Annotated in this window: 32 protein-coding genes; 17 read left to right on the forward strand and 15 right to left on the reverse strand. The window is 70.8% G+C overall.

Annotation, left to right across the window (positions count from 1 at the left end):
• Window positions 1-21: 21 nt before the first annotated feature.
• Window positions 22-213: a hypothetical protein gene (locus tag AYL44_RS13590; protein ID WP_064003806.1), complete on the reverse strand. Its 192-nt coding sequence runs from the start codon at window positions 211-213 to the stop codon at window positions 22-24.
• Between the two features lie 383 nt (window positions 214-596).
• Here AYL44_RS13590 and AYL44_RS13595 point away from each other — a divergent pair, with 383 nt between their 5' ends.
• The 4 genes from AYL44_RS13595 (at window position 597) to AYL44_RS13610 (ending at window position 2,273) form a co-directional block, all read left to right on the forward strand.
• Window positions 597-887: a hypothetical protein gene (locus tag AYL44_RS13595; protein WP_064003807.1), complete on the forward strand. Its 291-nt coding sequence runs from the start codon at window positions 597-599 to the stop codon at window positions 885-887.
• 98 nt (window positions 888-985) lie between these two features.
• Window positions 986-1,303 carry a hypothetical protein gene (locus AYL44_RS13600; RefSeq protein ID WP_064003808.1) on the forward strand — a complete coding sequence of 106 codons (318 nt, stop codon included), beginning with the start codon at window positions 986-988 and terminating at the stop codon, window positions 1,301-1,303.
• Window positions 1,304-1,373: 70 nt separating this feature from the next.
• Window positions 1,374-1,604: a hypothetical protein gene (locus tag AYL44_RS13605; RefSeq protein ID WP_064003809.1), complete on the forward strand. Its 231-nt coding sequence runs from the start codon at window positions 1,374-1,376 to the stop codon at window positions 1,602-1,604.
• A gap of 111 nt (window positions 1,605-1,715) precedes the next feature.
• Window positions 1,716-2,273 (forward strand): Dps family protein, encoded by a 558-nt coding sequence (locus AYL44_RS13610; protein WP_064003810.1) that lies wholly within the window; start codon window positions 1,716-1,718, stop codon window positions 2,271-2,273.
• Window positions 2,274-2,305: 32 nt separating this feature from the next.
• Here AYL44_RS13610 and AYL44_RS13615 read toward each other — a convergent pair whose 3' ends face one another.
• Window positions 2,306-2,635: a hypothetical protein gene (locus AYL44_RS13615; protein WP_064003811.1), complete on the reverse strand. Its 330-nt coding sequence runs from the start codon at window positions 2,633-2,635 to the stop codon at window positions 2,306-2,308.
• A gap of 61 nt (window positions 2,636-2,696) precedes the next feature.
• On the opposite strand from AYL44_RS13615, the gene AYL44_RS13620 reads away from it, so the two are divergent.
• Together AYL44_RS13620 and AYL44_RS13625 are read left to right on the forward strand one after the other, a co-directional pair.
• Window positions 2,697-3,020: a hypothetical protein gene (locus tag AYL44_RS13620; protein WP_064003812.1), complete on the forward strand. Its 324-nt coding sequence runs from the start codon at window positions 2,697-2,699 to the stop codon at window positions 3,018-3,020.
• Window positions 2,998-3,486: a CinA family protein gene (locus tag AYL44_RS13625; RefSeq protein ID WP_064003813.1), complete on the forward strand. Its 489-nt coding sequence runs from the start codon at window positions 2,998-3,000 to the stop codon at window positions 3,484-3,486. The genes AYL44_RS13620 and AYL44_RS13625 overlap by 23 nt, the downstream gene beginning before the upstream one ends.
• 183 nt (window positions 3,487-3,669) lie before the next feature.
• On the opposite strand, the gene AYL44_RS13630 is transcribed toward AYL44_RS13625, so the two are convergent.
• Window positions 3,670-4,023, reverse strand: coding sequence for a hypothetical protein (locus AYL44_RS13630; RefSeq protein ID WP_064003814.1), 354 nt, complete (start codon window positions 4,021-4,023; stop codon window positions 3,670-3,672).
• Between the two features lie 311 nt (window positions 4,024-4,334).
• On the opposite strand from AYL44_RS13630, the gene AYL44_RS13635 reads away from it, so the two are divergent.
• Together AYL44_RS13635 and AYL44_RS13640 are read left to right on the forward strand one after the other, a co-directional pair.
• Window positions 4,335-4,547, forward strand: a complete 213-nt coding sequence (locus AYL44_RS13635; protein WP_231872826.1) for a hypothetical protein — start codon at window positions 4,335-4,337, stop codon at window positions 4,545-4,547.
• A gap of 33 nt (window positions 4,548-4,580) precedes the next feature.
• Window positions 4,581-5,087: a MarR family winged helix-turn-helix transcriptional regulator gene (locus AYL44_RS13640; protein ID WP_064003816.1), complete on the forward strand. Its 507-nt coding sequence runs from the start codon at window positions 4,581-4,583 to the stop codon at window positions 5,085-5,087.
• A 30-nt stretch (window positions 5,088-5,117) separates the two neighbouring features.
• Here the strand turns inward: AYL44_RS13640 and AYL44_RS13645 are convergent, their stop codons facing one another.
• The gene (locus AYL44_RS13645) at window positions 5,118-5,669 is read right to left on the reverse strand and encodes a flavin reductase family protein (RefSeq protein WP_064003817.1); all 552 of its coding nucleotides are present in this window, start codon (window positions 5,667-5,669) and stop codon (window positions 5,118-5,120) included.
• A 231-nt stretch (window positions 5,670-5,900) separates the two neighbouring features.
• On the opposite strand from AYL44_RS13645, the gene AYL44_RS13650 reads away from it, so the two are divergent.
• The 3 genes from AYL44_RS13650 (at window position 5,901) to AYL44_RS13660 (ending at window position 9,164) form a co-directional block, all read left to right on the forward strand.
• Window positions 5,901-6,893, forward strand: coding sequence for a pyridoxal-phosphate dependent enzyme (locus AYL44_RS13650; RefSeq protein ID WP_064003818.1), 993 nt, complete (start codon window positions 5,901-5,903; stop codon window positions 6,891-6,893).
• Window positions 6,890-8,047 carry a cystathionine gamma-synthase gene (locus tag AYL44_RS13655; protein ID WP_064003819.1) on the forward strand — a complete coding sequence of 386 codons (1,158 nt, stop codon included), beginning with the start codon at window positions 6,890-6,892 and terminating at the stop codon, window positions 8,045-8,047. The genes AYL44_RS13650 and AYL44_RS13655 overlap by 4 nt, the downstream gene beginning before the upstream one ends.
• 133 nt (window positions 8,048-8,180) lie before the next feature.
• Window positions 8,181-9,164, forward strand: coding sequence for a Gfo/Idh/MocA family protein (locus AYL44_RS13660; protein WP_064003820.1), 984 nt, complete (start codon window positions 8,181-8,183; stop codon window positions 9,162-9,164).
• A 3-nt stretch (window positions 9,165-9,167) separates the two neighbouring features.
• Here the strand turns inward: AYL44_RS13660 and AYL44_RS13665 are convergent, their stop codons facing one another.
• Window positions 9,168-9,749, reverse strand: a complete 582-nt coding sequence (locus AYL44_RS13665; RefSeq protein ID WP_064003821.1) for a DUF1992 domain-containing protein — start codon at window positions 9,747-9,749, stop codon at window positions 9,168-9,170.
• Window positions 9,750-9,842: 93 nt separating this feature from the next.
• Here AYL44_RS13665 and AYL44_RS13670 point away from each other — a divergent pair, with 93 nt between their 5' ends.
• From AYL44_RS13670 to AYL44_RS13680, 3 genes are read left to right on the forward strand one after another with little or no spacing between them, the layout of a single operon-like run.
• The gene (locus tag AYL44_RS13670; RefSeq protein ID WP_064003822.1) at window positions 9,843-10,460 is read left to right on the forward strand and encodes a PadR family transcriptional regulator; all 618 of its coding nucleotides are present in this window, start codon (window positions 9,843-9,845) and stop codon (window positions 10,458-10,460) included.
• On the forward strand, window positions 10,457-11,176 hold the full coding sequence (locus AYL44_RS13675) for an ABC transporter ATP-binding protein (RefSeq protein WP_064003823.1): 720 nt from the start codon (window positions 10,457-10,459) through the stop codon (window positions 11,174-11,176). Before AYL44_RS13670 ends, AYL44_RS13675 begins: the two co-directional genes overlap by 4 nt.
• A complete protein-coding gene (locus AYL44_RS13680) occupies window positions 11,173-14,031 on the forward strand; it encodes an FtsX-like permease family protein (RefSeq protein ID WP_064003824.1) in 2,859 nt (952 codons plus the stop codon). The genes AYL44_RS13675 and AYL44_RS13680 overlap by 4 nt, the downstream gene beginning before the upstream one ends.
• Window positions 14,032-14,046: 15 nt before the next feature.
• Here AYL44_RS13680 and AYL44_RS13685 read toward each other — a convergent pair whose 3' ends face one another.
• The 4 genes from AYL44_RS13685 to AYL44_RS13700 are packed head-to-tail and all read right to left on the reverse strand — an operon-like array spanning window position 14,047 to window position 19,590.
• Window positions 14,047-15,429 (reverse strand): aspartate aminotransferase family protein, encoded by a 1,383-nt coding sequence (locus AYL44_RS13685; protein WP_064003825.1) that lies wholly within the window; start codon window positions 15,427-15,429, stop codon window positions 14,047-14,049.
• Between the two features lie 59 nt (window positions 15,430-15,488).
• Window positions 15,489-16,850, reverse strand: a complete 1,362-nt coding sequence (locus AYL44_RS13690) for a pyridoxal phosphate-dependent decarboxylase family protein (protein WP_064003826.1) — start codon at window positions 16,848-16,850, stop codon at window positions 15,489-15,491.
• Window positions 16,847-18,559, reverse strand: coding sequence for an amidase (locus AYL44_RS13695; RefSeq protein ID WP_064003827.1), 1,713 nt, complete (start codon window positions 18,557-18,559; stop codon window positions 16,847-16,849). Before AYL44_RS13695 ends, AYL44_RS13690 begins: the two co-directional genes overlap by 4 nt.
• Window positions 18,556-19,590, reverse strand: a complete 1,035-nt coding sequence (locus AYL44_RS13700; protein WP_064003828.1) for an agmatine deiminase family protein — start codon at window positions 19,588-19,590, stop codon at window positions 18,556-18,558. The genes AYL44_RS13695 and AYL44_RS13700 overlap by 4 nt, the downstream gene beginning before the upstream one ends.
• 66 nt (window positions 19,591-19,656) lie before the next feature.
• Here AYL44_RS13700 and AYL44_RS13705 point away from each other — a divergent pair, with 66 nt between their 5' ends.
• Window positions 19,657-20,280, forward strand: coding sequence for a TetR/AcrR family transcriptional regulator (locus AYL44_RS13705; RefSeq protein WP_064003829.1), 624 nt, complete (start codon window positions 19,657-19,659; stop codon window positions 20,278-20,280).
• 155 nt (window positions 20,281-20,435) lie between these two features.
• Here AYL44_RS13705 and AYL44_RS13710 read toward each other — a convergent pair whose 3' ends face one another.
• The 6 genes from AYL44_RS13710 to AYL44_RS13735 all read right to left on the reverse strand — a co-directional run bounded on the left by AYL44_RS13710 (window position 20,436) and on the right by AYL44_RS13735 (window position 24,134).
• Window positions 20,436-21,071 carry a hypothetical protein gene (locus AYL44_RS13710; protein WP_064003830.1) on the reverse strand — a complete coding sequence of 212 codons (636 nt, stop codon included), beginning with the start codon at window positions 21,069-21,071 and terminating at the stop codon, window positions 20,436-20,438.
• 1 nt (window position 21,072) lies between these two features.
• Complete coding sequence (locus AYL44_RS13715) at window positions 21,073-21,774, reverse strand: hypothetical protein (RefSeq protein ID WP_064003831.1); 702 nt, start codon at window positions 21,772-21,774, stop codon at window positions 21,073-21,075.
• Window positions 21,775-21,979: 205 nt separating this feature from the next.
• On the reverse strand, window positions 21,980-22,438 hold the full coding sequence (locus AYL44_RS13720; protein WP_064003832.1) for a hypothetical protein: 459 nt from the start codon (window positions 22,436-22,438) through the stop codon (window positions 21,980-21,982).
• A gap of 81 nt (window positions 22,439-22,519) precedes the next feature.
• Window positions 22,520-22,978 (reverse strand): hypothetical protein, encoded by a 459-nt coding sequence (locus AYL44_RS13725; protein ID WP_064003833.1) that lies wholly within the window; start codon window positions 22,976-22,978, stop codon window positions 22,520-22,522.
• Entirely contained in the window at window positions 22,975-23,427 is a 453-nt protein-coding gene (locus AYL44_RS13730) for a hypothetical protein (protein ID WP_064003834.1), read from the reverse strand. The genes AYL44_RS13725 and AYL44_RS13730 overlap by 4 nt, the downstream gene beginning before the upstream one ends.
• Window positions 23,424-24,134 (reverse strand): hypothetical protein, encoded by a 711-nt coding sequence (locus AYL44_RS13735; protein WP_231872815.1) that lies wholly within the window; start codon window positions 24,132-24,134, stop codon window positions 23,424-23,426. Before AYL44_RS13735 ends, AYL44_RS13730 begins: the two co-directional genes overlap by 4 nt.
• A gap of 271 nt (window positions 24,135-24,405) precedes the next feature.
• Between AYL44_RS13735 and AYL44_RS13740 the strand changes: the two genes are divergently transcribed.
• Both AYL44_RS13740 and AYL44_RS13745 read left to right on the forward strand, forming a co-directional pair.
• Window positions 24,406-25,014, forward strand: a complete 609-nt coding sequence (locus AYL44_RS13740) for a hypothetical protein (RefSeq protein WP_064003835.1) — start codon at window positions 24,406-24,408, stop codon at window positions 25,012-25,014.
• 186 nt (window positions 25,015-25,200) lie between these two features.
• Window positions 25,201-26,043 (forward strand): sulfurtransferase, encoded by an 843-nt coding sequence (locus AYL44_RS13745; RefSeq protein ID WP_064003836.1) that lies wholly within the window; start codon window positions 25,201-25,203, stop codon window positions 26,041-26,043.
• The last annotated feature ends 3 nt before the right edge of the window (window positions 26,044-26,046 follow it).

Below are 26,046 nucleotides of genomic sequence, written 5' to 3' on the forward strand. Positions count from 1 at the left end.
CACGGGGTGCGGCCTTCGCGATCAATGGTCGGTGCGCTTCAGCGACCTGCTGGAATCCGCCGAGTCTGGATCGACGCCCGGCTCGACCTTCTCGATGGGCACCGCCGCATCGTCCTCGACCGCCTTCTTGACCGCATCCATCGGGTCCTCGTCCGGGAGTGCACCTCCGGGGATCGGCTTGTCCGACTCGGTGTGCTGCGCGTCGTGGTCCATGACTGCTCCTCTCGTCGAGGTCCCGACGTTACGGAGACGCCGGGCCGCAGGGCAGGGGCTTGCACAGGTGAGGCCCCGGCGATAAGCCCGATCGCCGGGGCCCGGTGTAAGCGCGGGAGAAAAATCGGTGACCCGAACACCTCTCGTCTCGACCGTCCGCCTACGTACCTTGCACCGTCAACGCTAGGCGAGCGCACCTGACGTGCCGGGGGCATTGACGCCGCATCCCGGCGTCTGCTACTCGCCCCGGCTAACCCTCGGTCCCGGCGGTGTCAAGCCCCTCGGCGCGCGCCCTGCTCGGAGCGATGGTGAGACCCGCGAGGCGGTCAGCTCGCGGCAGATCGACGAAGATCTGCGAACACGCTACATCCGGAGGTGCGACCGTGAGTGAGGATCCCCGCGGGCGATTGATCCTCGAGCCGCTGTCCGCGTCGGCGTGGCGGCTCTGCGACGCGACGGCGGCGGCGTCCGACGCCGCCCATCTGATCGCGTACGTCGAGGCCGCCGACGACGGCGGGTACGACGTCACCTGGGTCTTCTGCGGTCGTGGGACGGGGTGGTACCCCACCGTGGACGAGCTGCTGCGCGGGGCGATCCGTTACCTCGCGGCAGCCGCGCCCCGCCGCGCCAAGCCGAAGCCGATCGCGCACCGTCCGCCGCTGGCGGCTCTGTAGGGGCTAATCGCCTCATCGCCGGCTGTCAAGGTCGTGACTCCGCGGACGATCCGGCGCATGCTGGGTCTCCGATGTCCGTCCGAGGCCGAGGAGAACCGATGAACCGCATCGACATCTCGTACGGCGGCCAGTGGTACAGCATCGGCAATCGCACCCTCGACGAGGTCCATCAGGAGATCCAGGAGGGGGTGGACGCAGGGCAGCATTGGCTCGCCGTCAACGACGGGGAGGGCAGCCCCCGGCCCGCCTACCTCTTCATCACCCCGGGTGTTCCGATCGCCGTCATTCCCGTACCGGAGCCGCAGGACCCGCCCACCGACGGCCAGGCGCCGGCGTTCGACGACCCCGACCCCGACGGTTTGCCGCCGTTCTGGCGCGGCCCCCGCATCCATCCGGATCGGCAGCGGTCCGTCTGAGTTCTATCCCCGGTGCCGGTGGCGGTCAAGGGGATGACACCTGGGCCGCCCGGTGCGCAGACTGTCCTGCATGAGCGACGCCATCGATCCCCGTGAAGGGGTCCAGTCCGGCCCCTCGATGTCACAGAACCCCGCGGATGCCGCGCAGAAGATCGACGGCATCATCGTGCAGTGCCAGGCCGACCTCGCCGGGCAGGAGGGCGCGGACGTGCGCCTGCTGCTGGAGCGCCGACTGCAGGACGCCGGTTTGACGCTCTCCGACGAGGAGATGACCGCCGCCGTGGCGCGCCTGGGCGCGTGAGCCCGGCCGCCCGGCTATCACCGGGGCCGCCGGCGGCGCAACCCGATGTCGTCTGCGGCGACGCGGACGTAGCGTGACAGTCGACCCCGTTCCGAGAAAGAAGGATGTGTCATGACGACAACCCAGACGAAGTCCGCGACCTCGGCGACCCGCAACAAGCGTCGCCCCGCCAAGTCGGGTGCGCAGCTGACGGAGGAGCAGAATGCGGAGCGCGGCTTCACCGCGTCGCAGAAGCTCAGTGACAACCTGCAGGCGGTCCTCGTCGACCTCCTGGAGCTGTCGATCCAGGGTAAGCAGGCGCACTGGAACGTGGTCGGCAAGAACTTCCGCGACACGCACCTGCAGCTCGACGAGATCATCGACGCAGCCCGGGAGTTCAGCGACACCGTGGCCGAGCGCATGCGCGCCCTGCACGCCGTCCCCGACGGCCGCAGCGACACCGTCGCCGAGACTACGACGCTGCCCGAGTTCCCCCACGGCGAGGTGTTGACCTCGGACGTCATCGACCTCGTGACCGAGCGCCTCGAGGCGACCATCTCGACGTGCCGCGACGTGCACGACGAGGTCGACGAGGAGGACCCGACGAGCGCCGACATCCTGCACGGCATCCTCGAGAGCCTCGAGCAGTTCGCCTGGATGATCAGTGCGGAGAACCGCACTCCTCGATGATCCTTCGACGAGAGCTTCCGTCGACGGCCGCGTCACTCCGTGACGTGGCCGTCGCGGTCGTCGTGGAACATCTCCGGCATGAGTTGGATGCCGCCGGAGGAGTTGGCGGATGCCGCCAGTTCCTCGATCCACTCGCGGCTGAGCGCGGGCGGCTCGGGCTCGTCGAACACGAAACGCAGAGGGATGGCGGGGTGCAGCCAGATGGTGGTGCGTCCCTGCGGCGAGTTCTCGGGGTGCTGCCACGAGACGGTGAAGCTCTCGGAACGCCGGAGCTTGGTCGCGATCACGATCTTCAGGTGAGCGAGCGCGCGATCTGCGATCCGGATGGGCATCGCCGAGCTGCCGTAGTAGATCACACCCATGGGGCCACCATAATGGGAGATGTCCGTCGCGACTCCGCGATGACACGAGGAGGGGACGGCAGTGGGCAAGTTCATCTATGAGGATTCCATCAAGGTGGACTTCGAAGACCGCACCCTGGCTCACCTGCAGCAGGTCATCGGCAACAAGCTGCGCCGCGGCGAGTCCTTCCACTTCACGTGGCGCGACGACAGGAGCATCGGCGAGGGCCGCACGTCCGTCTGGCTCCACCCCCACGCGTCGCTCGTCTTCAAGTACTACGGCAGCCGTCAGTCGCGCATCAATCGCGCGTGGTCCGAGGCCCTGATGTACGCCGCCAACTCGCCGGCCGGTCTGCACCTGGTCCCCGAGCCCGCCGATCCCGGTGAGGCGGAGAGCTCTGCCTGATCTCGTCGAACGCATCGCCGACGCGGCAGGCCGCGTCGGGGTGGTCTGCGCGGTCGCCGAATCCCTCACGAGCGGGCGTCTGGCGGCCGAGGTCGGGCGCGGCCCGTCCGCCCAGGACTGGTTCGCGGGCGGGGTCGTCGCGTATCAGGTGCGCGTCAAGGAGGAGGTCCTGGGCCTCGAACCCGGAACCGATCCCTGCTCGCCCGAGTGCGCAGAGCAGCTCGCACGCGGGGTCCGGGCCCTGCTGAACGCGGATGTCGCCGTGTCGACGACGGGCGTCGGCGGACCGGACGCCCAGGACGGGCACGCTCCGGGCACCGTCTACCTCGGCTGGGCGACGGCGGATGCCGCCGGCCACGAGCTCGTGCGGTTCGACGGGGATCCCGTCGAGGTGATCGACCAGGCGGTCGGGGCTGCGCTGGCCCTGCTGCTGCAGACCGTCGAGGCGACGCGCGCGGACGGGTGACGGGCGCGGCATCCGTGGCGTCCGCACAAGAAGCCGCCCCGCGCCGTGGGGGGTCGGCGAGCGGGGCGGCAGGGGGGAGCCTGTGGGGTCACACCAGCAGGGGCGGACTCCCGAAGCGTTCGGTGAAGTCGGCAGCGAGGGCGTCCTCGTAGGCGTCCGCCTCGTCGATCAAGTCGGGGTGACTCATGCGGCGGCCACCGGGCGACGAGTCTCAGGACGGGCGGCGGTGATCTCGGGGATGTCGAGATCGGCATCGAGGACGAGTCCTCCGTTGGAGGTGGCCTGGTCGGCCATTTCACGCAGCGTCGCGGGGTTCAGGGGGATCGCCGCGGCCTGGTCGTAGACGAAGCGCAGCGGGATGGCGGGCTGGAACCAGAGGGTCGTACGGCCCTCGCCCTCCCCTCCGGTGCCCTTCCACGAGACGACGAAGCTCTCGCTGCGCCGCAGCTTGGTCGTCGCCACGGCGGCGAGGTGAGCGAGGATGCGGTCCGGCATGACGATGGGGGAATCGACGTTCCCGTAGTAGAGGCTTCCCATGACGTTCTCCTGGTGTGGGTCGTGGTGAGGGGGTCAGTGGTGGGCCGGCCGGGCCGTAGACCGGTGGGGCCGCTGTCGTGAAAGCGAATCGAGGATGAGCGCCCTCCAGCCCGTCCGCTGCTCGGGGATGAGAGCGACCCCGAGTGCCGTGAAGGGCGCCGGGATGGGGTGTGAGGGTGTAGGTGTCATCGTTCCGTTCCTGAATTACTAGCTAAACAATACATCTAGTAGATTTCACATCTCTTGTCTATCATTGATTCCGAGAAGGACAAGAACTGTCACAGATTCGGACATGTAAGGTGGTGAAGTCGATGGAGGTGCTCGACTCGTACGGCTCCGTGGACGTCAGCGACACCGTCGCGACGTGGCACGAGGTCGAGGCGGGCTTCTGGGTCGGCAACACCCACGGCGCGTTCCTCGGAACCGTCGAACAGAATCCCGCGGGATGGATCGCCCGAGATCACACCGGCGGGTTCGTGGGGAAGTATCCGGACGCGGCTGAGGCTCGGGCGGCGATCGGATGATGTTGGACACCCGTCACGAGCCGAGGAGTTGACATGCCTCAGTCCATCGTGCGACACGAGCACACGCACCTCTACGCCGCGCAGCCCAAGACCAACGCGGGCCGCGAGCTGAGCAGCGCCATCCTCGAGCTCCGTCATGCCGAGCAGGTCCAGGCGGACCGTTCCCAGCGCATCTCCGGCCTCGGCGGCATCGACCTCGCCGCCCTCCGCTATCTCGTGCAGGCGCGGCGTGAGGAGCGGGAGGTCAGCCCGAAGGACCTCATCGTGATGCTCGGGACCTCCAGTGCCACCGTCACCAACGTGATCGAGCGACTCGTGAGCAAGGGCTACGTCATCCGGGAGCAGCACCCTTCGGACCGGCGTGCCCACTATCTCGTGCCGACGGAGACCGCAGCCGATCTCGTCGACGAGGTCTACGGCGCCCACCACGGCGCCGTCGTCTCGGTCATCGACAGTCTCGACGAGCAGGCCGCGACCGTCACGGCTGACACCATCCGCCGCATCGCCGCAGCGCTCGACGAGCTCGCCCGTCGCGGCTGACCACGACCCTCGAGGGGGTCGCGGCTCTTCTCAGATGACGGTGTCCGGCCCCAACCGGTGCCACGTGCGGTTGTGGTAGACGAGCGGCGACGTCGAGTCGCGCGAGATGTTCGCCTGCAGGGCGTGCGCGGCGATGACCGTCGAACCGCCGGCATCCATCCGGTCGATCACGGCGCACCGCACCCAGGCTCGCACCCCGTGATAGACCGCTTCACCGGTGACCAGGCGCGACCACGGCAGCTCCGCGAAGCGGTCGATTCCGCTCGTCGCGCCGATCTCGGCGAGGCGCAGGTCGTCGGCGTCCAGCAGGTGGACGACGAGCGTCTCGGCTGCGGCGAGCACGGGCGCCGCCGACGACTGCGACGACACCGAGAAGATCAGGAGCGGGGGATCGGCGCTCACCGACGACACGGATGTCGCCGTGAGCGCGACCGGGCCGCTCCCGGCATCCGCGGTGATCACGGCGACACCGCCCGGGTGCCCCCGGAAGACGGCCTTGAACTCCTCGGGCGAGAGCGACTCGCCGAGCCCGGACGCGGCGAGTCCGTGATCGTCCGAAGCGGCGTGTGCGGGAGAAGTCATACCTCGAACCTACGATCACGCGGACGGGGGGAGGGTCATGTGTCCGAACCTTTCGTCCTGTTGCGCCGGATGACGACGAGAGCGGACGGACACGGATGCCGGGTGTCCGGTATCATGGCGGGGTGCTGACCCTTCGCTGTTGTCGTCGCTGACCGCCGGTTACCCGGCGATTCCCGCGACCCCATCAGCTTCCGCGCCTCTGTGAGCGCGGCATCCCGTCAGGAAGAATCCGTGCGTTACGCCAGCTCCATCGCCGACCTCGTCGGCAACACCCCTCTCGTCCGTCTGAACTCCGTCACCGAGGGCATCGCCGCCACGGTCCTCGCCAAGGTGGAGTACTTCAACCCGGGCAGCTCGGCGAAGGACCGCATCGCGCGGAACATCATCGACGCCGCCGAGCGCGACGGGCACCTGAAACCCGGCGGCACGATCGTCGAGCCCACGAGCGGCAACACCGGGGTGGGGCTCGCGCTCGTCGCGCTGCAGCGCGGGTACCGCATGATCTTCGTCGTGCCCGACAAGTTCGCCGGCGAGAAGGTCGCGGTGCTGAAGGCGTACGGGGCCGAGATCGTCATGACGCCCACGAGCGTCCCGCCCGAGCATCCCGATTCCTACTACAGCGTGTCGGACCGGCTCGCCGCCGAGATCCCCGGCGCCTTCAAGCCCAACCAATTCGCGAACCTCCACGGACCGCGCGGCCACTACGAGACCACCGGCCCCGAGATCTGGCGCGACACCGACGGCCGGGTCACGCACTTCGTGGCGGGCGTGGGCACCGGCGGCACCATCAGCGGGACGGGGCGGTTCCTCAAGGAGGCAAGCTCGGGAGCGGTCACCGTGGTCGGCGCCGACCCGGAGGGCTCGATCTACTCCGGCGGCGACATCCACGGCTACCTCGTCGAAGGGGTCGGCGAGGACTTCATGCCCGCGACCTTCGACCCGACCGTCGTCGACCGCTACGAGAGGGTGGGCGACGCCGAGTCGTTCGCGATGACCCGTCGCCTCGCGCGCGAGGAGGGTCTGCTCGTCGGCGGCTCATCGGGGATGGCGGTCGTCGCGGCGCTCCGCGTCGCACGGGACCTCCCCGCCGACGCCGTGCTCGTCGTGCTGCTGCCCGACCACGGGCGCGGCTACCTCAGCAAGATCTACGACGACGGCTGGATGACCGACCACGGCTTCACCGTCGACACCGAAACCGAGACCACCACCGGGAGCCTCGCATGAGTGCACAGTCCTCCGCTCGCGGCTTCGCGAGCCTCGCCGTCCACGCAGGTCAGGAGCCCGACGAGGCGACGGGTGCCGTCATCCCGCCCGTCCACTTCTCGACGACGTACGCGCAAGACGGCATCGGCGGCCTCCGCGGCGGCTACGAGTACGGCCGCAGCGGCAACCCGACGCGCACCGCTCTGCAGACCCAGCTCGCCGCGATCGAGGGAGGCACTCACGCGCTCTCGTTCGCCTCGGGGCTCGCCGCCGAGGACGCACTGCTGCGCGCCGTGCTGCGCCCCGGCGACGAGGTCCTGCTCGGCAACGACGTCTACGGCGGCACGTTCCGGCTCATCTCCCGCGTCCTCGGCGACTGGGGCGTGAAGCTGCGCGTCGTCGACATGAGCGACCCCGAGAAGGTCCGGGCCGCCGTCGCCGAGCGGGCGCCCCGCATCCTCTGGGTCGAGACGCCCTCGAACCCGCTGCTGCGCATCACCGACATCGCCGGCCTCGCCGAGATCGGCCACGGCGTCGGCGCGCTCGTCGTCGTCGACAACACCTTCGCGACCCCCGCGCTGCAGCGCCCGCTGTCGTTCGGCGCCGACGTCGTGGTCCACTCGACGACGAAGTACCTCGGCGGTCATTCCGACGTCGTCGGCGGTGCGCTCGTGCTGAACGACGACGAGCTCGCCGAGAAGATCGGCTTCCTGCAGTTCGCCGTCGGCGCCGTGTCGGGACCCCTCGACGCGTGGCTGACGACCCGCGGCATCAAGACGCTCGCCGTGCGGATGCGTCAGCACAGCGAGAACGGGCTCGCCGTGGCATCCTTCCTCGACGGACACGACCGGGTCGCGCAGGTCTACTACCCGGGCCTCGCGTCGCACCCCGGACACGAGCTCGCATCGCGGCAGATGGCGGGCTTCGGCGGCATCGTCTCGCTGGCGCTCGAGTCGGGCGAGGCGGCGCGCCGGTTCGCCGAGTCGCTGCGGCTGTTCACGCTCGCCGAGTCGCTCGGCGGCGTCGAGTCGCTCGTCAACTACCCCGACGCGATGACCCACGCCTCGGTCCGCGGCACCGAGGCGGCCGTCCCCGTCGAGGTCGTGCGCCTGTCGGTCGGCATCGAGGACGCCGCCGACCTGCTCGCCGACATCGAGCAGGCGCTGCAGGCCTGACGCCGGCGGGCGCGAGCGCAACCGCGGAGATTCTCGCGACTCGCCGACGTGGCGGGGTGAACGGGTGGCGTGTCGGCGAGGATCTCCGCCGCTCGGGCGGGGTGAGGTCTCGGGCGGGCGATAGCGTGGCCGGATGACACACGCAAGATGGGCCATCCTCGGTGCCGGCGCGATCAGCGGCGACTTCGCGCACGCGCTGCCCGACTCCGACCTCGGCCGGCTGTACGCGGTCGGCGCGCGGGACGTCTCGCGGGCGGAGGAGTTCGCCGCCGCGCACGGCGCCCCCGTGGTGGGGACGTACGACGAGATACTCGACCGCGACGACATCGACGCCGTCTACGTCGGCACGGTGCACACGACGCACACGGACCTCGTGCAGCAGGCGCTGGCCGCGGGCAAGGCCGTGCTGTGCGAGAAGCCGCTCGGCGTCGATCCTGCCGAGACGGATGCCGCGATCGCGGCCGCTCGCGCTGCCGGACTGCCTCTCGTCGAGGCCTTCAAGTACCGCTTCGGACCGTTCGCCGACCGCCTCCGCGAGCTGGTGGGCGGGGGAGCCCTGGGCGACCTGGTCGAGATCGAGTCCTCGCTCGGCTTCGCCGCGGGCAGCCGCACCGGACGCCTCTTCGACCCGGCGACGGCGGGCGGAGCGATCCTCGACGTCGGGTGCTACCCGTTGTCGCTCGTCGTCGGCGTCGCGGCGTGGGCGGGGCACGACCTCGACGGACTCGAGGTGCAGGCGGTGGCCGGCACGATCGGTGGGACCGGCGTCGACGAGAGCGCAGCGGCATCCGTCGATCTCGGGGGTGCGTCGGCGAACATCCGCACCGCGATCGTCCACGACCTGCCGCGCCTCACCCGCGTCGTCGGGCGCGAGGCGAGCCTGGAGATCCCGAACGTGTGGGGGAGCCGGACCGACAGCACCGCGGCGGCGACGCTGATCCGCACCGACGGCACCCGTGAGGAGATCGAGGTGCCGACCGTGCAGCCGATGGCGGCCGAAGCGGATGCCACCATCCGCGCCCTCCGCGAGGGGCGGACCGAGGCGCCCGAGATCCCGTGGGCCGAGACCCGCACGATCGCGCGGCTGCTCGCGGAGTGGCGCGGCGGCATCGCCTGAGCGTCAGCGGGTCCGCCACCACCGGCGACGGTGCGGTTTCTCGGGCTCGGGCGGGGGAGCGGATGCCGCGGCCCGCGCCGCGCGCCGGGCGCGCCACGCGGCGACCTCCGCGTCGGGGTCCCGAGTCGGGGTGACGACGGGCGGTCCGCCGAGCAGTTGACGGCGCGCTTCGACGACGCGGCGGGAGAAGTCCGCGGTGTACTCGCGGACGTCCTCCTCCCGGTGGAAGACGTCGACGCGCTGCTCGAACTCGGCGTGCTCGATGCGCAACCGCAGGGCGGGCGGTCCGAGCCCGGACAGCTGCTCCGTCTGGATCTTGCGCTTGATCCACCAGTCGGGGTCGTGCGACCCGCCGAGCCCTTCGAGGGGCTTGCCGGCGCCGGGCAGGTCGTCGAAATCGCCGCGGCGGATCGCCTGCTGGATGGCGGTCTCGACGTACATCGCGCGTTCGGTGCCGGTCGGTGTGCCCGCGTGGCGTTCGGGTTCGGCGGGCCGCTCGTCGCCGTGCTCGCGCGCCGCCTGCTCCACGCGGTACCGCGCTGCCCTCACTCGGGGGTCGTCGTCCATGCCGCGGTCATCGGCCATTCCTCCAGCGTAAGGCGCGGCGTCCTTGCGGCGGCGTTGCCGAGTATGCATATACTCAGAAAACACATACCCGGTATGCAGCGAGGAGTCCCGATGTCGGTACGTTCGAGCCTGTTGGCGATCCTGGATCAGGGTCCCTGCTATGGCTACCAGCTGCGGGCGGAGTTCGACCGCCGCACCGGGTCGACCTGGCCCCTCAACGTGGGTCAGATCTACAACACGCTCGACCGCCTCGAGCGCGACGGCCTGGTCGAGAAGGGTGACGTCGACGAGCAGGGTCACGTCTACTGGCAGATCACGGATGCCGGATCCGCCGAGGTCCGCGCGTGGCTCGACGCTCCCGTCGAGCGCTCGCAGGGCACCCGCGACGAGCTGGCGATCAAGCTCGCCGTCGCCGCCACCCTGCCGGGGGTCGACCTGGCCGCCGTGATCCAACGGCAGCGCTCTGCGTCGCTGCGGCAGCTGCAGGAACTGAACCGCGCCAAGTACGCCGGTGCGAACCCCGACGGCCCCGAGGAACTCGCCTGGTCGCTCGTGGTCGATTCGATGATCTTCTCCGCCGAGGCCGAGGTGCGATGGCTCGACCACACCGAGCAGCGGCTCGCGCGGCATCCTCACCACACGATGGGATTGGAGCTGTCCACCGAGACACCCAAGCGGGGAAGGCCTGCCAGATCCGAGACGGGCAACGCCGAGGCGGTCGTGCGGTGAGCGCCGCCGTCCTGCAGCTGGTGGGGGTCACGCAGCAGTACGGCGAGGGCGAGACGAGCGTCTCGGCACTGTCGGGCGTCGATTTGACGGTCGACAAGGGGGAGCTCGTCGCGATCATGGGAGCGTCCGGTTCGGGCAAATCCACGCTCCTGTCGATCGCGGGCGGGTTGCAGAAGCCCACCAGCGGCGAAGTCGTCGTCGAGGGGACGTACCTTTCGACGGCGACACGTCGCGATCTCGCGCAGCTCCGGCGGCGCTCCCTGGGATTCGTCTTCCAGGACTTCAATCTCATCCCGACCCTCACGGCCGTCGAGAACGTGACGCTGCCGCTCGAGCTCGACGGCTTCCGGGCCCGAGTGGCGCGCCGTGCGGGTCGGGATGCGCTCGCCTCGGTCGGTCTCGAGGACAAGGTGGACGCCTACCCCGACGACCTGTCGGGCGGTCAGCAGCAGCGCGTCGCGATCGCCCGCGCGGTGGTCGGCGGCCGCCGACTGATCCTCGCCGACGAGCCGACCGGTGCGCTCGACTCGGCCACGGGGGAGGCGGTCATGAAGATGATCCGCCACCGCGTCGACCAGGGGGCCGCCGGCATCCTCGTCACCCATGAGCCGCGCCATGCGGCGTGGGCGGACCGCATCGTGTTCCTCCGCGACGGTCGCATCGTCGACGAGTCGCAGCGTCACGGCGCGGACGCGTTGCTGTCGGGCACGCGATGACCGCGGTGCAGGACCGGCCCCGAGCGGATGCCGGGGCGCGCCGCCGCGCCGAGCGGCCCACGCCGTCGCGCACGGCGCGGGTGCGCGTCGCCGTGCGCATCGCTCGGCGCCAGGTGCGCCGCGCGTGGGTGTCGTCGCTGCTCATCATGACGCTCATCGCGCTACCGATCGCGGGGATGGCGGGGGTCGCGGTGTACGTCGCGAGCATGATCGCGACACCGGCGGAGCGCGTGGCGGTGCAACTCGGAGAGATGCAGGGCTGGGTGGAGCCGATCGGCGTCCCCGATGCGGGGTTCTGGCAGGCGCCGGACGAGCCGTACTCGTACGGGTACGGGACAGGGCCGGAGTGGACCTCCGAGGCAGAGGGGGAACCGTTATCGGACCCCACCTCCGCGCTGCCCGCGGGGACCGAGACGATCGAGGTGTCGCAGGGACGCGAGCGCGTCCAGACGAGCGCGGGGATCGCGGCGATCCGGGCCTGGGCGGGCGACATCGGGGATCCTCGGTTCACGGGTCGTTTCGACATGGTCTCGGGGAACGCGCCGAACGGCGACGGCGAGGTCATGGTGACCACCGCGACACTCGATCGTGTGGGGGCGCGGGTGGGCGGAGAGCTGCGCCTGGTCGACTCGGATGACGTCCTTCGGATCGTCGGCACCTTCGATGCCGCGGAGCTCGCCGATACCGAGAGCGCTGTCGCCTTCCCGGACGCGGACCGCTTCGAGGGGGCGACCTGGTACCTGCCCGAGACCTCCCTGTCGTGGACGGAGATCCGGAAGTTGAACGAGCAGGGCATCGGGGTCTACTCGCGCGAGGTGGTCCTCGACCCACCGGCGTTCTCTTGGCCGGACGGTTCTCAGGTGTACACCGCGGCGACAGCGGAAGAGCAAGGACTGCTCGCCCTGGCAGCGGGCCTGGGCGCGGGTGGCCTCGCGGCCGCCTACATGGTGGTGATGCTCGCTGGAGCGGCCTTCGCGGTGAGTGCGCGGCGACAGCAGCGTGCTCTCGCTATCGCGGCCAGCGTGGGTGCCGACACGCGGGACGTGCGCAGAATCGTCCTCCTCCAGGGGACGGTGCTCGGTCTCGTCGCCGGCGGCGTGGGGCTCGCCGCCGGCGTCGGATTGGCGGCCGTCGTGATGCGGCTGACGGACACCGGCTCGGCGATGCAGTTCTGGGGCTTCCATGTGCCCTGGGTCATCCTCATCGGCATCCTGCTCTTCTCGACGCTCGTCGGGACGGCGTCCGCATTCGTGCCCGCCCGGTCCGTCGGGCGATCGGACACGATCAGCGCGCTTCGCGGAGCACGTCGTCCCCAGCGGGTGAATGCTGCGCGGCCGCTGTGGGGATCGCTGCTGATCCTCGTCGGCGTCGTCGTCACGATCCTCTGCGGCGTGGCGGCAGCGGCCGTCGCTGCGGACACGATGCTCCCCTGGGACTCGCCCTTCCGGTGGCTCCCCGTTGTGGGCATCATCGCGGGGCCCGTCCTGGCGCAGGTGGGCATCCTCATCTCCGGGCGGTGGCTGCTCTGGCTGGCTTCACGGCTGCTGTCTCGGTTCGGCATAGCGGCGCGGATGGCGTCGCGAGATGCGGTCGCGAACGGCGCTCGGACGGTGCCGGCGTTCGCGGCCATCGGCGCCACGGTGTTCGTCGGCGTGTTCGCGGTCGGGGTCGGGATGATGTCGGCCGGGACGCAGGTGCGGACGTGGGACTACTCCGCGCCGATCGGGACCGTGACCGCCGACGTGTCGAGCATGGACGGGGACCAGCTCGACCCGACCGTACGGCTCGCCGTGTTCGAGGACGTCCGCGACGCCTTCGAGCAGGCGGGGGCGACGGCGACCGCGCTCGTGCAGCGCCAATACCAGCTGTACTGGAGCGGCGAGGAGGTCATCCCCGGCGACGCTGTGCGGGCGACCGTCATGGTTCCCCAGCGGAACCTGCTCAGCGGGGACGACACCGATCAGGGATGGTCGGGAGTCTTCGACGATCCGACCAACAACATCGCCGTGATGGACGCGTCGGACGTTCCGACCGTGATGGGGGTCGAACTGAGCGCCGCCGACAAGAGGGCGTTCGAGCAGGGCGCTGCGCTGATCACTGACAGCGACCTGATCACCGATGGACGCATCGACGTCGCCGCGTGGACCGAGCAGGAATGGGCGACGGGCAAGGCGCCGGACAACATCTTCGCTCCAGCGAACGATGCCGCGTTCGCCGAGCCGCAGTGGCGGACGACCCTCCCCGCGATCGCGCTCGACGCGCCGGATCAGCCGCTGAGCGTTGTGCTGCATCCGTCTGCCGCTGAGGAGCTCGGCCTGAACCTGGAGCCGACGGCCCTGTTCGCGGCGATGCCCGAGGACTCCCCGTATCGGAACTGGGATCGGGCGTACGCGCTGGGGGACAGCCTGACGACCAACGACCACTCGGTCTACGTTTCCGTGGAGACCGGCCCGCCGAGCCCCGCTGCCTGGCTCGTCCCGCTGCTCGCGGCCGTCGCCGTCCTCGTGCTCGGCGCGAGCGCCGTCGCGCTCGGGCTCGCGCGGTTCGAGCGTCGGCCCGACGACGCGACCCTCGCCGCCGTGGGCGGCACGCCGGGACTCCGGCGTCGCATCGGGTTGTGGCAGGGGCTCGTGATCGCCGGGTTCGGCACGTTCGCGGGGGCGGCCGCCGGCATCCTTCCACCGATCGGGTTCTGGCTGCAGTCGCAGACGTCCGGGGAGCCGATGAACCTCGCCGACATCCCGTGGTGGCTGCTCGGGGCGCTCGCCGTCGCCCTGCCGCTCGGGATCGCGGCCGTGAACTGGCTCGTGCCGCCCCGCGAGCCCGAGCTCACGCGACGCAACGTCATCGCGTGAGCCCGGCTCGGCGATTCAGAGCCGAGCGGATGCCTCGGTCAGCACGCTCCGCAGGATCCCCTCGATCTCAGCGAACTCGGCCGGCCCCATGGTGAGGGGCGGGGCGAGCTGGATGACGGGGTCGCCGCGGTCGTCGGCGCGGCAGTAGAGACCCGCGTCGAACAGCGCCTTCGAGAGGAAGCCGCGCAGCAGGCGCTCGGATTCGGCGGCGTCGAAGGTCTGCTTCGTCGCCTTGTCCTTCACCAGCTCGATGCCGAAGAAGTAGCCGTCACCGCGGACGTCGCCGACGATCGGCAGGTCGAGGAGCCGCTCGAGCGACGCGCGGAAGACGGGCGAGTTCTCGCGGACGTTCTGCAGCAGCCCCTCCTCCTCGAAGATGTCGAGGTTCTCCATCGCCACCGCCGTCGAGACGGGGTGCCCGCCGAACGTGTACCCGTGCGGGAACGACGTCGTCCCGTGCGAGAACGGCTCATGGATGCGGTCGCTGACGATCGTGCCGCCGAGCGGCGAGTACCCGCTCGTGACGGCCTTCGCGAACGTGATCATGTCGGGCTGGTAGCCGTAGCGGTCGGCACCGAACCACTCGCCCAGGCGGCCGAACGCGCAGATCACCTCATCCGAGACGAGCAGCACGTCGTGCCGGTCGCAGATCTCGCGGACGCGCGCGAAGTAGCCGGGCGGCGGCGGGAAGCATCCACCCGAGTTCTGCACCGGTTCGAGGAAGACCGCCGCGACAGTGTCGGCTCCCTCGAAGAGGATCGCCTCCTCGATGCGGTCTGCCGCCCAGGTCCCGTACTCCTCAGGGGTGGTGCCGGTGAAGCCCTGCTCGGCGGCGCGGTACCAGTTCGTGTTCGGCACGCGGAATCCGCCCGGGGTCACCGGCTCGAACATCGACTTCATGGCGGGCAGCCCCGTGATCGCCAGCGCGCCCTGCGGCGTGCCGTGGTAGGCGACGAAACGCGAGATCACCTTGTGCTTCGTGGGCTTGCCCTGCAGCCGCCAGTACTGCTTGGCGAGCTTGAACGCCGTCTCGACCGCCTCGCCGCCGCCGGTCGAGAAGAACACGCGGTTCAGATCGCCGGGGGCGAGGTGCGCGAGGCGGTCGGCGAGCTCGATCGCGGACGGATGCGCGTACGACCAGATGGGGAAGAACGCGAGCTCCTCGGCCTGCCGCGCCGCCGCCTGAGCCAGCCGGGCACGGCCGTGCCCCGCGGCGACGACGAAAAGACCCGACAGCCCGTCGATGTACTTCTTGCCGCTCGCATCCCAGATGTGGTGCCCCTCGCCCTTGACGATGATCGGGACGCCCGCCCCCTCGGTCATCGACGACTGCCGCGCGAAATGCAGCCACAGGTGGTCGCGGGCCATCGCCTGCAGCTCGGTCTCGGATGCTGCCATGGGTTCCTCCGTACGTCGTTGTGGATGGGGGAGCGGATGCCGGGCGTCAGCGCATCGTGTCAGCGCATCGTGTCCAAGATCCCGACGAGGTCCTCGAACGTCGTGCGGGGGTTGAGGATCGCGAATCGGGCGTTCGTGCGGCCGGCGTGGCTGGACGGGGTGACGAAGGCGTGCTGGTCGTCGAGCAGGCGGTTCGACCAGGCCGTGTAGTCGTCCTTGCTCCAGCCGCGCCGCTCGAAGACGACGACGCTCAACTGCGGACGGCGCACGAGTTCGAGCTCCTCGCGCGACTCGATCTCGGCGGCGATGCGCTCGGCGAGCGAGATGGAACACGTGATCGCCTCGCGGTAGACCTCGGCGCCGTAGGTCGCGAGCGAGAACCACAGCGGCAGTCCGCGGGCCCGTCGCGTGAGGTGCGCGGCGAAGTCCGACGGGCTCCAGTCGCTCGTCTCGGTGAGGGTGTCGAGGTACTCCGCGTGCTGCGTGTGCGCGCGACGGCCGAGCTCGGGGTCGCGGTACAGCAGCGCACACGCGTCGAACGGGGCGAACAGCCACTTGTGCGGGTCGACGATGAGCGAGTCGGCGTGCTCGATGCCGGCGAAGTAGTGCCGGGCCTCGGGTGAGAGTGCAGCCGCGAGGCCGTAGGCGCCGTCGACGTGCAGCCACGCCCCGAACTCGCGGGTCACCTCGGCGACCGAGGCGACGTCGTCGACGATCCCGAAGTTCGTCGAGCCCGCGGTGGCCACGACGGCGAAGACGCTGTCGCCGTGCTCCTCGAGGGCGGCGCGCACCGCGTCGCCGTGCAGGACACCCCCGGCATCCGGAGCCACGGGCACGACCTCGACGTCCATCACACGGGCCGCCGACGCGATCGACGAGTGCGCCTCGGCGGAGCAGACGACGCGCCAGCGGTCGGGACGGATGCCGCGGTCCCGCGCGGTCTCGCGTGCGGCCACGAGCGCCGACAGGTTGCCGAGGGTGCCGCCCTGCACGAAGACGCCGCCGGCCGTCGCGGGCAGACCGAACTCGCCGGCGAGCCACCGGAGCACCTCGTTCTCGGCGTGGACGGCGCCCGCGCCCTCGAGCCAGGACCCGCCGTAGAGCGCGCTCGCCGAGACGACGAGGTCGAACGCGGCAGCCGCCTTCGACGGCGCGCTCGGGATGAACGACAGGTACCGCGGGTCGTCGGTCGTGATGCACGCGGGAGCGAGCACGTGCTCGAAGACGCCGAGCGCCTTGCGCGCCCCGATGCCCTGCTCGGTGATCGTCACGCCGGCCAGGCGGGCGAGCTCGGCGGGCGGCAACGGCTTGTCGAGCGGATTGTCGTCCGTCAGCAGCCGCTGCCGCGAGTAGTCGAGGACGAGGTCGACGATCTGACGGGTCTCGTCGGTCACGTCGTGCATACGGGCGGGCTGGGTCATCGGTTCTCCGAGGTCGAGCGGGGGAGCGCGGGTGTGCGCGGCGGTCGGGTCCGGCGGGTGCCCAGACGTTCGAAGGCTACGCCCAGGCGCAGCAGCGCGGTGTCGTCGTAGGCGCGGCCCGCGATCGTGAGGCCCACCGGCATCCGCGTGTCGGTCATCGTGCCCAGCGGCACGGTCACGGTCGGGATGCCGAGATGCCGGATCGCGAGGTTGCCGTTGGCGATCCAGACGCCGTTGCGCCAGCCGAGGTCGGCCGAGACCGGGTTCACGTCCATGTCGGCGGGACCCACGTCGGCGACGGCGGGGAAGACGACGGCGTCGAGGCCGGCGGCATCCATCCACTCCTCCAGGTCGGTGCGGCGGACGCGTTCGAGGGCACGCAGACCCTCCTCGAGCTCGGGCATGTCGCCCAGCCCGGCGCCCGGATGCGCGCGCACCCAGTCGGGGTACTCGGCGATGTCGTCGTCGAAGCCGGTGTACCGGTCGGGGAGCGCCCCGGGCGGATGCGGGAAGATCGTCGCGCCGTCGACGTCGGCGAGGGTCGAGAGCGCGGGGTCGCCGTTGGCGGCGAGGAAGTCGTCCCACGCCCACGCCGACAGGTCGACGATCTCGCGCTGCAGATACCCCTCGGGGACGCGGTCGCGGATGGTCGAGGCTCCCGCGCGGTCGCCCTCGTACCGGCTCACGACGGGGAAGTCGACCTCGACGACGGTCGCGCCCGCGGCTTCGAGGTCGGCGCGGGCCGCACGCCACAGCGCGAGGATCGACGGGCGGGTCTCGATCCGCTGACCCGTCGGACCGCCGATGCCCGTGCCGGTCCCGGCATCCGGGTCCTCACCGATGTACATCCGCGGGATGCCGAGACGCACCCCGGCGAGCGAGGCGCCCTCCGCGAGCGCGGGATACGACGCGGGCCGCACCTGCGACGCCGCGGGGAGCGTCACCCACGGCTGCACCCGCCAGAAGTCGCCGCGGGTCTCGGTGTCGTCGGCGACGATGACGTCGAGCACCTCGAGCAGGTCGGCCATCGTGCGGGTGTGCGGCACGACGACGTCCATCGTCGGCACGAGCGGCCAGTTGCCGCGCACCGAGATGACACCGCGCGAGGGCGTGTAGGCGCAGAGCGCGTTGTTCGACGCGGGGCCGCGACCCGACGACCACGTCTCCTCGCCGAGGCCGAACGCGGCGAAGCTCGCGGCGGTCGCCGTACCCGACCCGTTGGACGAGCCGGACGCGAACGGCGCGGTCAGCCACGCGGCGTCATACGGACTCTCGGCGCGGCCGTACGCGCCGCGCTGCATGCCGCCGTTCGCCATCGGGGGCATGTTCGTGAGGCCGAGGCAGATCGCGCCGCCCGCGCGCAGGCGCTCGATCGTGAACGCGTCCCGCTGCGCGACGAGGTCGGCGAAGGCAGGCGACCCGGCCGCGGCGGTCAGCCCGCGCACGAGGTAGCTGTCCTTCGCCGTGTAGGGGATGCCGTCGAGGGGTCCGAGGGTCTCGCCGCGGGCGCGACGCGCATCGGATGCCGCGGCCTCGGCTCGCGCGTCTGGGTTGCGGACCACGACGGCGTTCAACGCCGTCTCGGTGTCGGGCCCGTCGTACGCGTCGATGCGCGCGAGGTAGGCGTCCACGAGCTCGACCGCCGTGGCTTCTCCGGACTCGAGGGCGGCGCGCAGGTCGGCGATCGGCGCCTCGACGACGTCGATCATGCCGTCACCGCCGGCTGCTGCTGGGTGATGCAGTGGATGCCGCCGCCGCGGGCGAACAGGCCGCGGGCGTCGACCGTGACGACCTCTCGGCCCGGGTACGCCTCGGCCAGGATCGTGCGGGCCTGCGCGTCGGCCTTCTCCTCGCCGAAGCCGCAGGCGATCACGCCGCCGTTGACGACGAGGTGGTTGACGTAGCTCCAGTCGACCGGCCCGTGGGCGTCGGTCAGGGTCTCGGGGGCGGGGAGCGACACGATCTCGAAGCGGCGACCGGCGGCATCCGTCTGCCCCTTGAGCTCGGTGTGCAGCTGCGCGGTGACGGCGTGGTCGGGGTGCGCCGGGTCGCGTTGATCGTGCAGCAGGATGCGGCCGGGCGAGGGGATCGTCGCCACGATGTCGACGTGCCCGTTCGTGCCGAACTCGTCGTAGTCGCGGGTCAGGCCGCGGCTCAGCCAGACCGCCTTCGCAGCACCGAGCGTGCGGGCCATCTCGGCCTCGACGCGGGCGCGGTCGGCGAAGGGGTTCCTCCGCGGGTCGAGCTGCACGGTCTCGGTGAGCAGTACGGTCCCTTCGCCGTCGACGTGGATGCCGCCGCCCTCGTTCACGAGGACGGACGAGACGAGCTCGGCGCCCACCTCGGCGGCGATGAGGCGCGCGTGCGCCGCGGAATCCTGCCACTGCGCCCAGTCGGGCGCACCCCAGCCGTTGAAGATCCAGTCGACCGCGCCGAGGACGCCGGGGCGCTCGTCGTCGACGACGAAGGTGGGGCCGTGGTCCCGCATCCAGTACTCGTCGACGGGGGCCTCGAAAAGCGTCACTTCGCCGGGGAGCATGCGGCGTGCGCGCGCCGTCTCGGTCGGATCGACGACCATCGTCACCGGCTCGAACCGCGCGACGGCGGCCGCGACGGCGGCCCAGGTGGCGTACCCCTCTTCGCGTTCGGCGTCGGTGTCACCCAGGGTGAGACCCTCTCGGGGGAACGCCATCCACGTGCGCTCGTGCGGGGCGGTCTCGCTCGGCATCCGCCAGGCCATGGCGTCTCCCTCGGGTGTCGGGTAGCTTATTGATCGTTTGATCAACAAGGGGAGGGTATCGAGTCCATGACGCAGACGTCAACCGTCCGCCGGCGGCGCAAGACGCCCGCCGAACGCCGCGACGAGATCGCGGCCGCGGCGCGCGGGATCGCGCTCGCCGACGGTCTCGACGCCGTCACGCTGCGCGCCGTCGCCGCGCGCGTCGGCGTGGCCCCCGGACTCGTCGCGCACCACGCCGACGGGATGGACGCGCTCGTCGCCGAGGCGTTCGGCGCCGTCGTCGCGGACGAGCTGCGCGCCGTCGTGGCCGCGATCAGGGTGAAAGATGCCGCGACGGCGCGGCTCGGCATCCTGCTCGACACCGTCCTCGGGGATGAGCCGAGCGCCGTCACGCTCGTCTGGGTCCAGGGCTGGGCACTCGGCGCCCGCAACGAGGCGCTCGCCGCACGCGTACGCGCCGAGATGGACGCGTGGCAGCGCGCGCTCGCGGCCGAGATCGTGCGCGGAACCGGGCGGGGCGAATTCGCCGAGGTCGATGCGGATGCCGTCGCCTGGCACCTGCTCGCGATGATCGACGGCCTCGGAGCCCATGGCCTCGTTCGCTGGCGCGACGATCCCTCGCGCGCCGACCTCACCCGCCGCGCGCTCGCCGCGCTGCTCGGCGTCGCGCCCGGCGCGCTGCACGGCTGACCCGCCGCCGAGACGTCGAGACGTCGCAGACGTCGCAGACGTCGCAGATGGTCGCCCCGCCGCACCCGCCGCGACCATCTGCGACGCCTCGAGCCGACGGGAACGGCGGTCATCCGCCTTGAACGGATGCCGGTGGCGTCGGCTCGAGGTCGGCGTCAGTTGTCGGGGCGCGAGATGTCGAGGGTGACGAAGTTCGTGCCGGGGACGGGGCGGACCTCGAACGTCGCGCCGTCGAGCGTGCCGGGCGGGAGGTCGAAGCGCTGCTCGAGGGCGCCCCGGCTCAGGCGGCGCAGCTCGGCCGCCTCGCCGGCGGGGGCGAGGAACTCCATGTCCCCGCTGCTGGTCTGCCCGTAGGCATCCGGGTTGTCCTGTCCGATGGCGTCCTCGTACAGCTCCTCGACGATCTGCCCGGGGATCTTCTTCGGCGTGCCGAGCACCTCCTTGCCCACCTCGCCGGGGGTCTCGCGCACCGCCTTGCCGATCGAGGTCCCGAGGTCGTTCGCGACGTTGTAGTCGGGCGCGGCGTGGCGTCCGGTGTGGCCGAGCTGTTGACGGCCGCGGGTGACGTCGGTGAGCAGGTCGTACTTCTTGGCGTGGCTGGCCACTGGGGCGTCGCGACGGTGCTTCCCGGCGTCCGCGGCGTTGCGCCGGTCCGTGCCGCGGATGCGGGCGGCGTCGGCGCGGTGCTTGCCGCCGCGCTTGCGGAACGCGCTCCCGAATCCCTTCTTGAACTCGCGGCCGGCGCCGTCGACGGCGTCGACGATCTCGCGCATGAGGCTCTTCATCGTCATGTCAGTCTCCCGAGATCTGCAGGTTGGCAAGGTCCGCGAGCAGCCGATCGGTGCGGTCCTCGATGTCGACGGCCTGCGCGTCCATCTCGTCGGCGGCCGCCTCGAGCGCCTCGATGTCGGCCTCGAACTCGTCGACGTCTCCGACGGCGCCCTCGACGACGGGCGCGTCCATGAGGGCCATGACGATCACCGGGACCTGCTCGACGAGCGGCTCGACGGCGAGGGGCAGCACCTCGTTGATGCCCTGCTCGATCGTCGCCTCCATCGCCATCGCGAGCAGCTTCTTGCGGGCGAGCAGCAGCACCGCCGCGCCGCCGGCGCCGAAGGGACCCGCGGCGAGCAGGGGGACGAGCTGCATGAGCGTGAGTGTCACCTCGGCGATGACCTTGATCTTCATCGCGAGGACGATGCCGCCCGCGATGTCTATGCCCGTCGCCGCGGGGCCGAGCACGTCGAGCAGCTTCTGCATGTTGTCGGAACGGTTGCGGTTCCACCCCTCGACCTGCGCCGTGCCCGCGTTGCCCTGCAGCGCCGTGGCCAGGTCGCCGTTCACGCGGCTGTCGACGGCCTGGATGATCGACTCCATGTCGTCGCGGTAGCCGCGCACGAGGTCGGCCGCCTTGTGGACCTCGTCCTCGTCGATGTCGGGCCATTCCAGCCCCATCTTGTCCATGATCCAGATCAGCTCATTCGGCAACATCATCCCCACGGGTACCACCTCCGCCGTCGACAGTAGCGAGCGGTCACCCCGACGGCGATGGGGAGAACGACCCATTCCGCCGCGCTCGCGAGACGTCCCAGATGGTCGCCGCCTCCACCCGCCGCGCGACCATCTGCGACGCCTCGACCCGACGGGAACGGTGGTCATCGGCAGGGGATGGATGCCGGTGGCGTCGGCTCGGCGACGGTCAGATCTCGCGCAGTGTGTGGTCGGCGGGTACGTGATTGTCGCGGTAGTAGGCGACGAAGAGGTCGGCCGCCTCGTCGAGCGTGAAGACCTCGTGCGGGTGCACCTTCGCGCTGTGTCGCCCCTCGTCCCACCGGATCGTCTCGGTCGGCTCCGACTCGTCGCCGCCGGTCGGCTTGCCGACGGTGTACTGGTGGGCCGTGCCTGCCTCATCGACCACGCGGACCTCGACGGTCACACCCTCGGCATCCCCGGCGCACTGGATGTACTCCTCGGAGTGAGGCAGGCTCGCGCGCAGGTTGGCCCCGTCGGGCGCACGCCACAGACTGAGCGCCCAGAAGGAGGAGCCGTCCATCTGCGTCAGGGTGAACCGGATCTGGTCCTCGAAAGAACGGAGCGCGTCGATCAGAGGGAACCTGCTCGAGCCGTTCTCCTGCAGGATGTGCGTCGGCGTGGTCACGGGTCCTTCTTTCGTCTCGACCCGACAGGAACGGCGGTCATCGGGTGGCGATGGATGCCGGTGGCGTCGGCTCGGCGACGATCAGATCTCGCGCAGGGTGTGGTCGGAGGGCACGTGGTTGTCGCGGTAGTACGCGACGAAGAGGTCGGCGGCCTCGTCGAGGCTGAAGACCTCGTGCGGGTGCACTTTCGTGCTGTGTCGCCCCTCGTCCCAGCGGATCGTCTCGGTCGGCTCCGCGTCGTCGCCGCCGGTCGGCTTGCCGACGGTGTACTGGTGGGCGGTGCCCGCCTCGTCGACCACGCGGACCTCGACGGTCACCCCCTCGGCATCCCCGGCGCACTGGATGTACTCCTCGGAGAACGGAATCTCCGCCAACAGGTCGGCCCCGTCCGGTGCACGCCAGAGGCTGTACGCCCACAGCTTCGCGCCGTCCATCCGCCGGACGGAGAACCGAATCTGGTCCTCGTACGGACGGGCCACGTCCACCAGGGGAGAGCGCGCGAACCCGTTGAGCTGCACGATGTGCGTCGGCGTCGTCACGGAACCTCCTGCAGGAGCACTCGCACGATCCTAATCTCGGAGCCGTGCAACTTCGCGATCGCGGGGGTGTCCGGACCGACCGTAGTGTCGAAGAGCAACTGTGCAGGGTTGCGCGTGGCCGAGCCGCTCTTCACCTCGATCCCCGTCCACGTCCCGTCGACGTTCTGAATGAGCCCGTCGTAACGCCGGACCTGCGGGCCCGACGTCCCTGGTCGATGAAGTCCGTCCGCCGACGCATTCACCTGGTCGCGGATGACCGGCACCCGGGGAACGGTCGGGGCATCCAGGTCGACGGTGTTCCCGTCGAGCACCTCCACGTCGCTGTTCGTCAGGGTGAGGTGGGTGTCGATCTTGCGGGTGACGCCGGTGTCGAGGCGGACGTGCAGGTCGTCGGCGCCGCGGCGCAGCGCGTCGAGGGAGTCTTTGACGGCGCGGCCGACGGCGCTCATGAGGCGTCTCCTCCGAAGTCGAGGGAAGCGAGATCCGCGATGAAGTTGCCCGTGAGCTGCTGCAGATCGGTGCTGTGGGTGTTCAGGGCCGCCTGCGCGTTGCCGAGGGCCTGCAGATCGGCGTAGAACTCATCCGAGTCGCCGACCTGGCCCTCGACGACCGGCGCGTCGAGCACCGCGTCGATGATGGCGGGCAGCTCGTCCGCGAGGGGCTCGATCACCATGGGTGCGAGCTGTGCGACCAGCTCTTCGACGACGGTGTCGACGGCCGCGTTGAGCAGCTTCTTCTTGATGATGAGCATGGGACCCGCGCCGGCGGCGGTGATCGGGTTGGTCAGCATCCCGATGAAAGCCAGCGCGGTGGTCGTGACGTCGGCGATGACCTTGATCTTGAGTCCGAGGACGACGCCCGCCCCCACATCCATCGCCGTCGCGGCGGGCGGCATGATGTCGACGAGCCGCTGCAGGTTCTGGGAGCGCGTGGTGGTCCACGCGGCGACGGTGGCGGGTCCGGTCTGGCCGCGGAGGGCAGTGGCGAGATCGTTGTTGACGACTCGATCGACCGACTGGATGACGCCCTCCAGCTCGCCGCCGAACGTCCGGACGATCGTCGCCGCGCGGCGGATCTCGTCCTCGTCGATGTCCGGCCACTCGAAACCGAGCTTCTGCATGATCCAGACCAGCTCGTTCGGCAACATCATGCCCATGGCGCCCCCTCCTGCCACGACGCTATGCGCGAGGTGCGAGAGGGGAAGGGGGAGAACTCCGCATTTCGAGTCCGACCCGCCATCCGGGTCGCCTCGGCGCGTCTCATAAGGAGTTTCCAGGTTCCGCCGCTTGCCCGCGTGAACACGCGGATCTCGAGAGCGCGAGAGCACCCGGCCAGGCCGATTCCGCTCAGCCCGGCCAATCCGATCCGCGGTGCCCCCCGGATGACCCGTCGTGCGAAAGCCGCACTGAAGGAAGGAAAACAGACACATGCGTACCAACCTGAAGCGGACCCTCGTCCTCGGCTCCACCGGACTCGCGGCGGTCGCCCTGACCGCCGGCTTCGCCCTGCCGGCCAACGCGGCCGAGAGCGAGGACACCACCACCACGACGGCGACGGAAGCATTCACCGACGTCCTCAACATCAACGAGTTGCTGGGCGGATCCGTCGACGGCGGCGATCTGCTGTCGGTCGGCGACATCTCGACGGGCGACATCGGCTCCGGCAACGACGCGCCCATCGGCTCCGGCAACAGCGTCGATGCACCGATCGGATCGGGTAACGACACGTCGCTCGACGCCCCGGTCGGTTCGGGCAACGAGGTCGGCAACGGCAACGATGTCGGCTCGGGCAACGACACGGACGTCTCGCCGAACACCGACGTCTCGCCCGAGACGAACACGGACGTCTCGCCGGACGTGAGCGGTGAGGTGGGCGACGTCACGAACGATGTCACCACCGAGACCGGTGACATCACGAGCGACGTCACCAACACGACTGGCGACCTCGTCGACGGCATCACGGGCGACGTCGACAGCACCGTCGGCGACGTGACGTCCGACGTGAACGACCTCGTCGACGGCATCCTGGGCGACTGACCGCCCGCGGCAGGGCGCTCCGCCCTGCGCTCGCGTCAACGAGGCCCCGAGCTCTTCCGGCTCGGGGCCTCGTTGCGCTGTGAGGCTCGTCGAGCCGACGCGAACGGCCGCCATCGGGAGTGGATGCCGGCACCTCGCGTCGGCTCGGCGCTGGGGCGGCGGCGCGGGCGGTCGTAGGGTCGAGCCATGGCACGCGCGCGATTGATCGACCCCCATGAACTCGAGCGGATGATGCGGGATGCCGCGCCGCTGACGGTACTCGACGTGCGGTGGCGGCTCGACCGGCCCGACGGCCGGGCCGACTACGAGGCGGGTCACATCCCCGGCGCGGTGTACGTGAGTCTCGACGACGAGCTCGCCGCCCATGGCGCGCCGGAGGACGGCCGGCATCCGCTCCCCGACATCGCCGACCTGCAGACCGCCGCCCGGCGCTGGGGCGTCGACACGGGCGACACCGTCGTGGTCTACGACGACTGGCAGACGTTCGGCGCCGCGCGCGCCTGGTGGGTGCTGACGGATGCCGGTGTGCCGGACGTTCGCGTGCTCGACGGCGGCCTCGGGGCGTGGCGAGACGCCGGGCTGCCGTTCGAGTCGGGCCCCGTGCACGCGGCTCGCGGCGACGTCGCGCTGACGCCGGGGCACCTGCCGCGCCTGGACATCGACGAGGCGGCGGCACTGCCGGCATCCGGGATCCTGTTCGACGTGCGCGCGCCCGAGCGCTACCGCGGCGACGTCGAGCCGATGGACCCGCGGGCGGGGCACATCCCCGGCGCGGTCAACGCGCCGACGGGCGGCAACGTCGACGAGCGCGGGCGTTTCCTCTCGCCCGAGCAACTGCGCGAGCGCTACGCGGCGCTCGGCGTCACGGACGACACGACCGTCGGCGTCAGCTGTGGCTCGGGGGTGTCGGCCGCGCAGGCCGCGTTCGCGCTGAGCCTCGCCGGCATCGACGCGGCGCTCTACGGCGGATCGTGGAGCCAGTGGGCGAACCACCCCGACCGCCCGGTCGCGACCGGCGATCACCCGTAACGC

Source organism: Microbacterium oleivorans (assembly GCF_001644225.1).
Classification (GTDB): domain Bacteria; phylum Actinomycetota; class Actinomycetes; order Actinomycetales; family Microbacteriaceae; genus Microbacterium; species Microbacterium gawkjiense.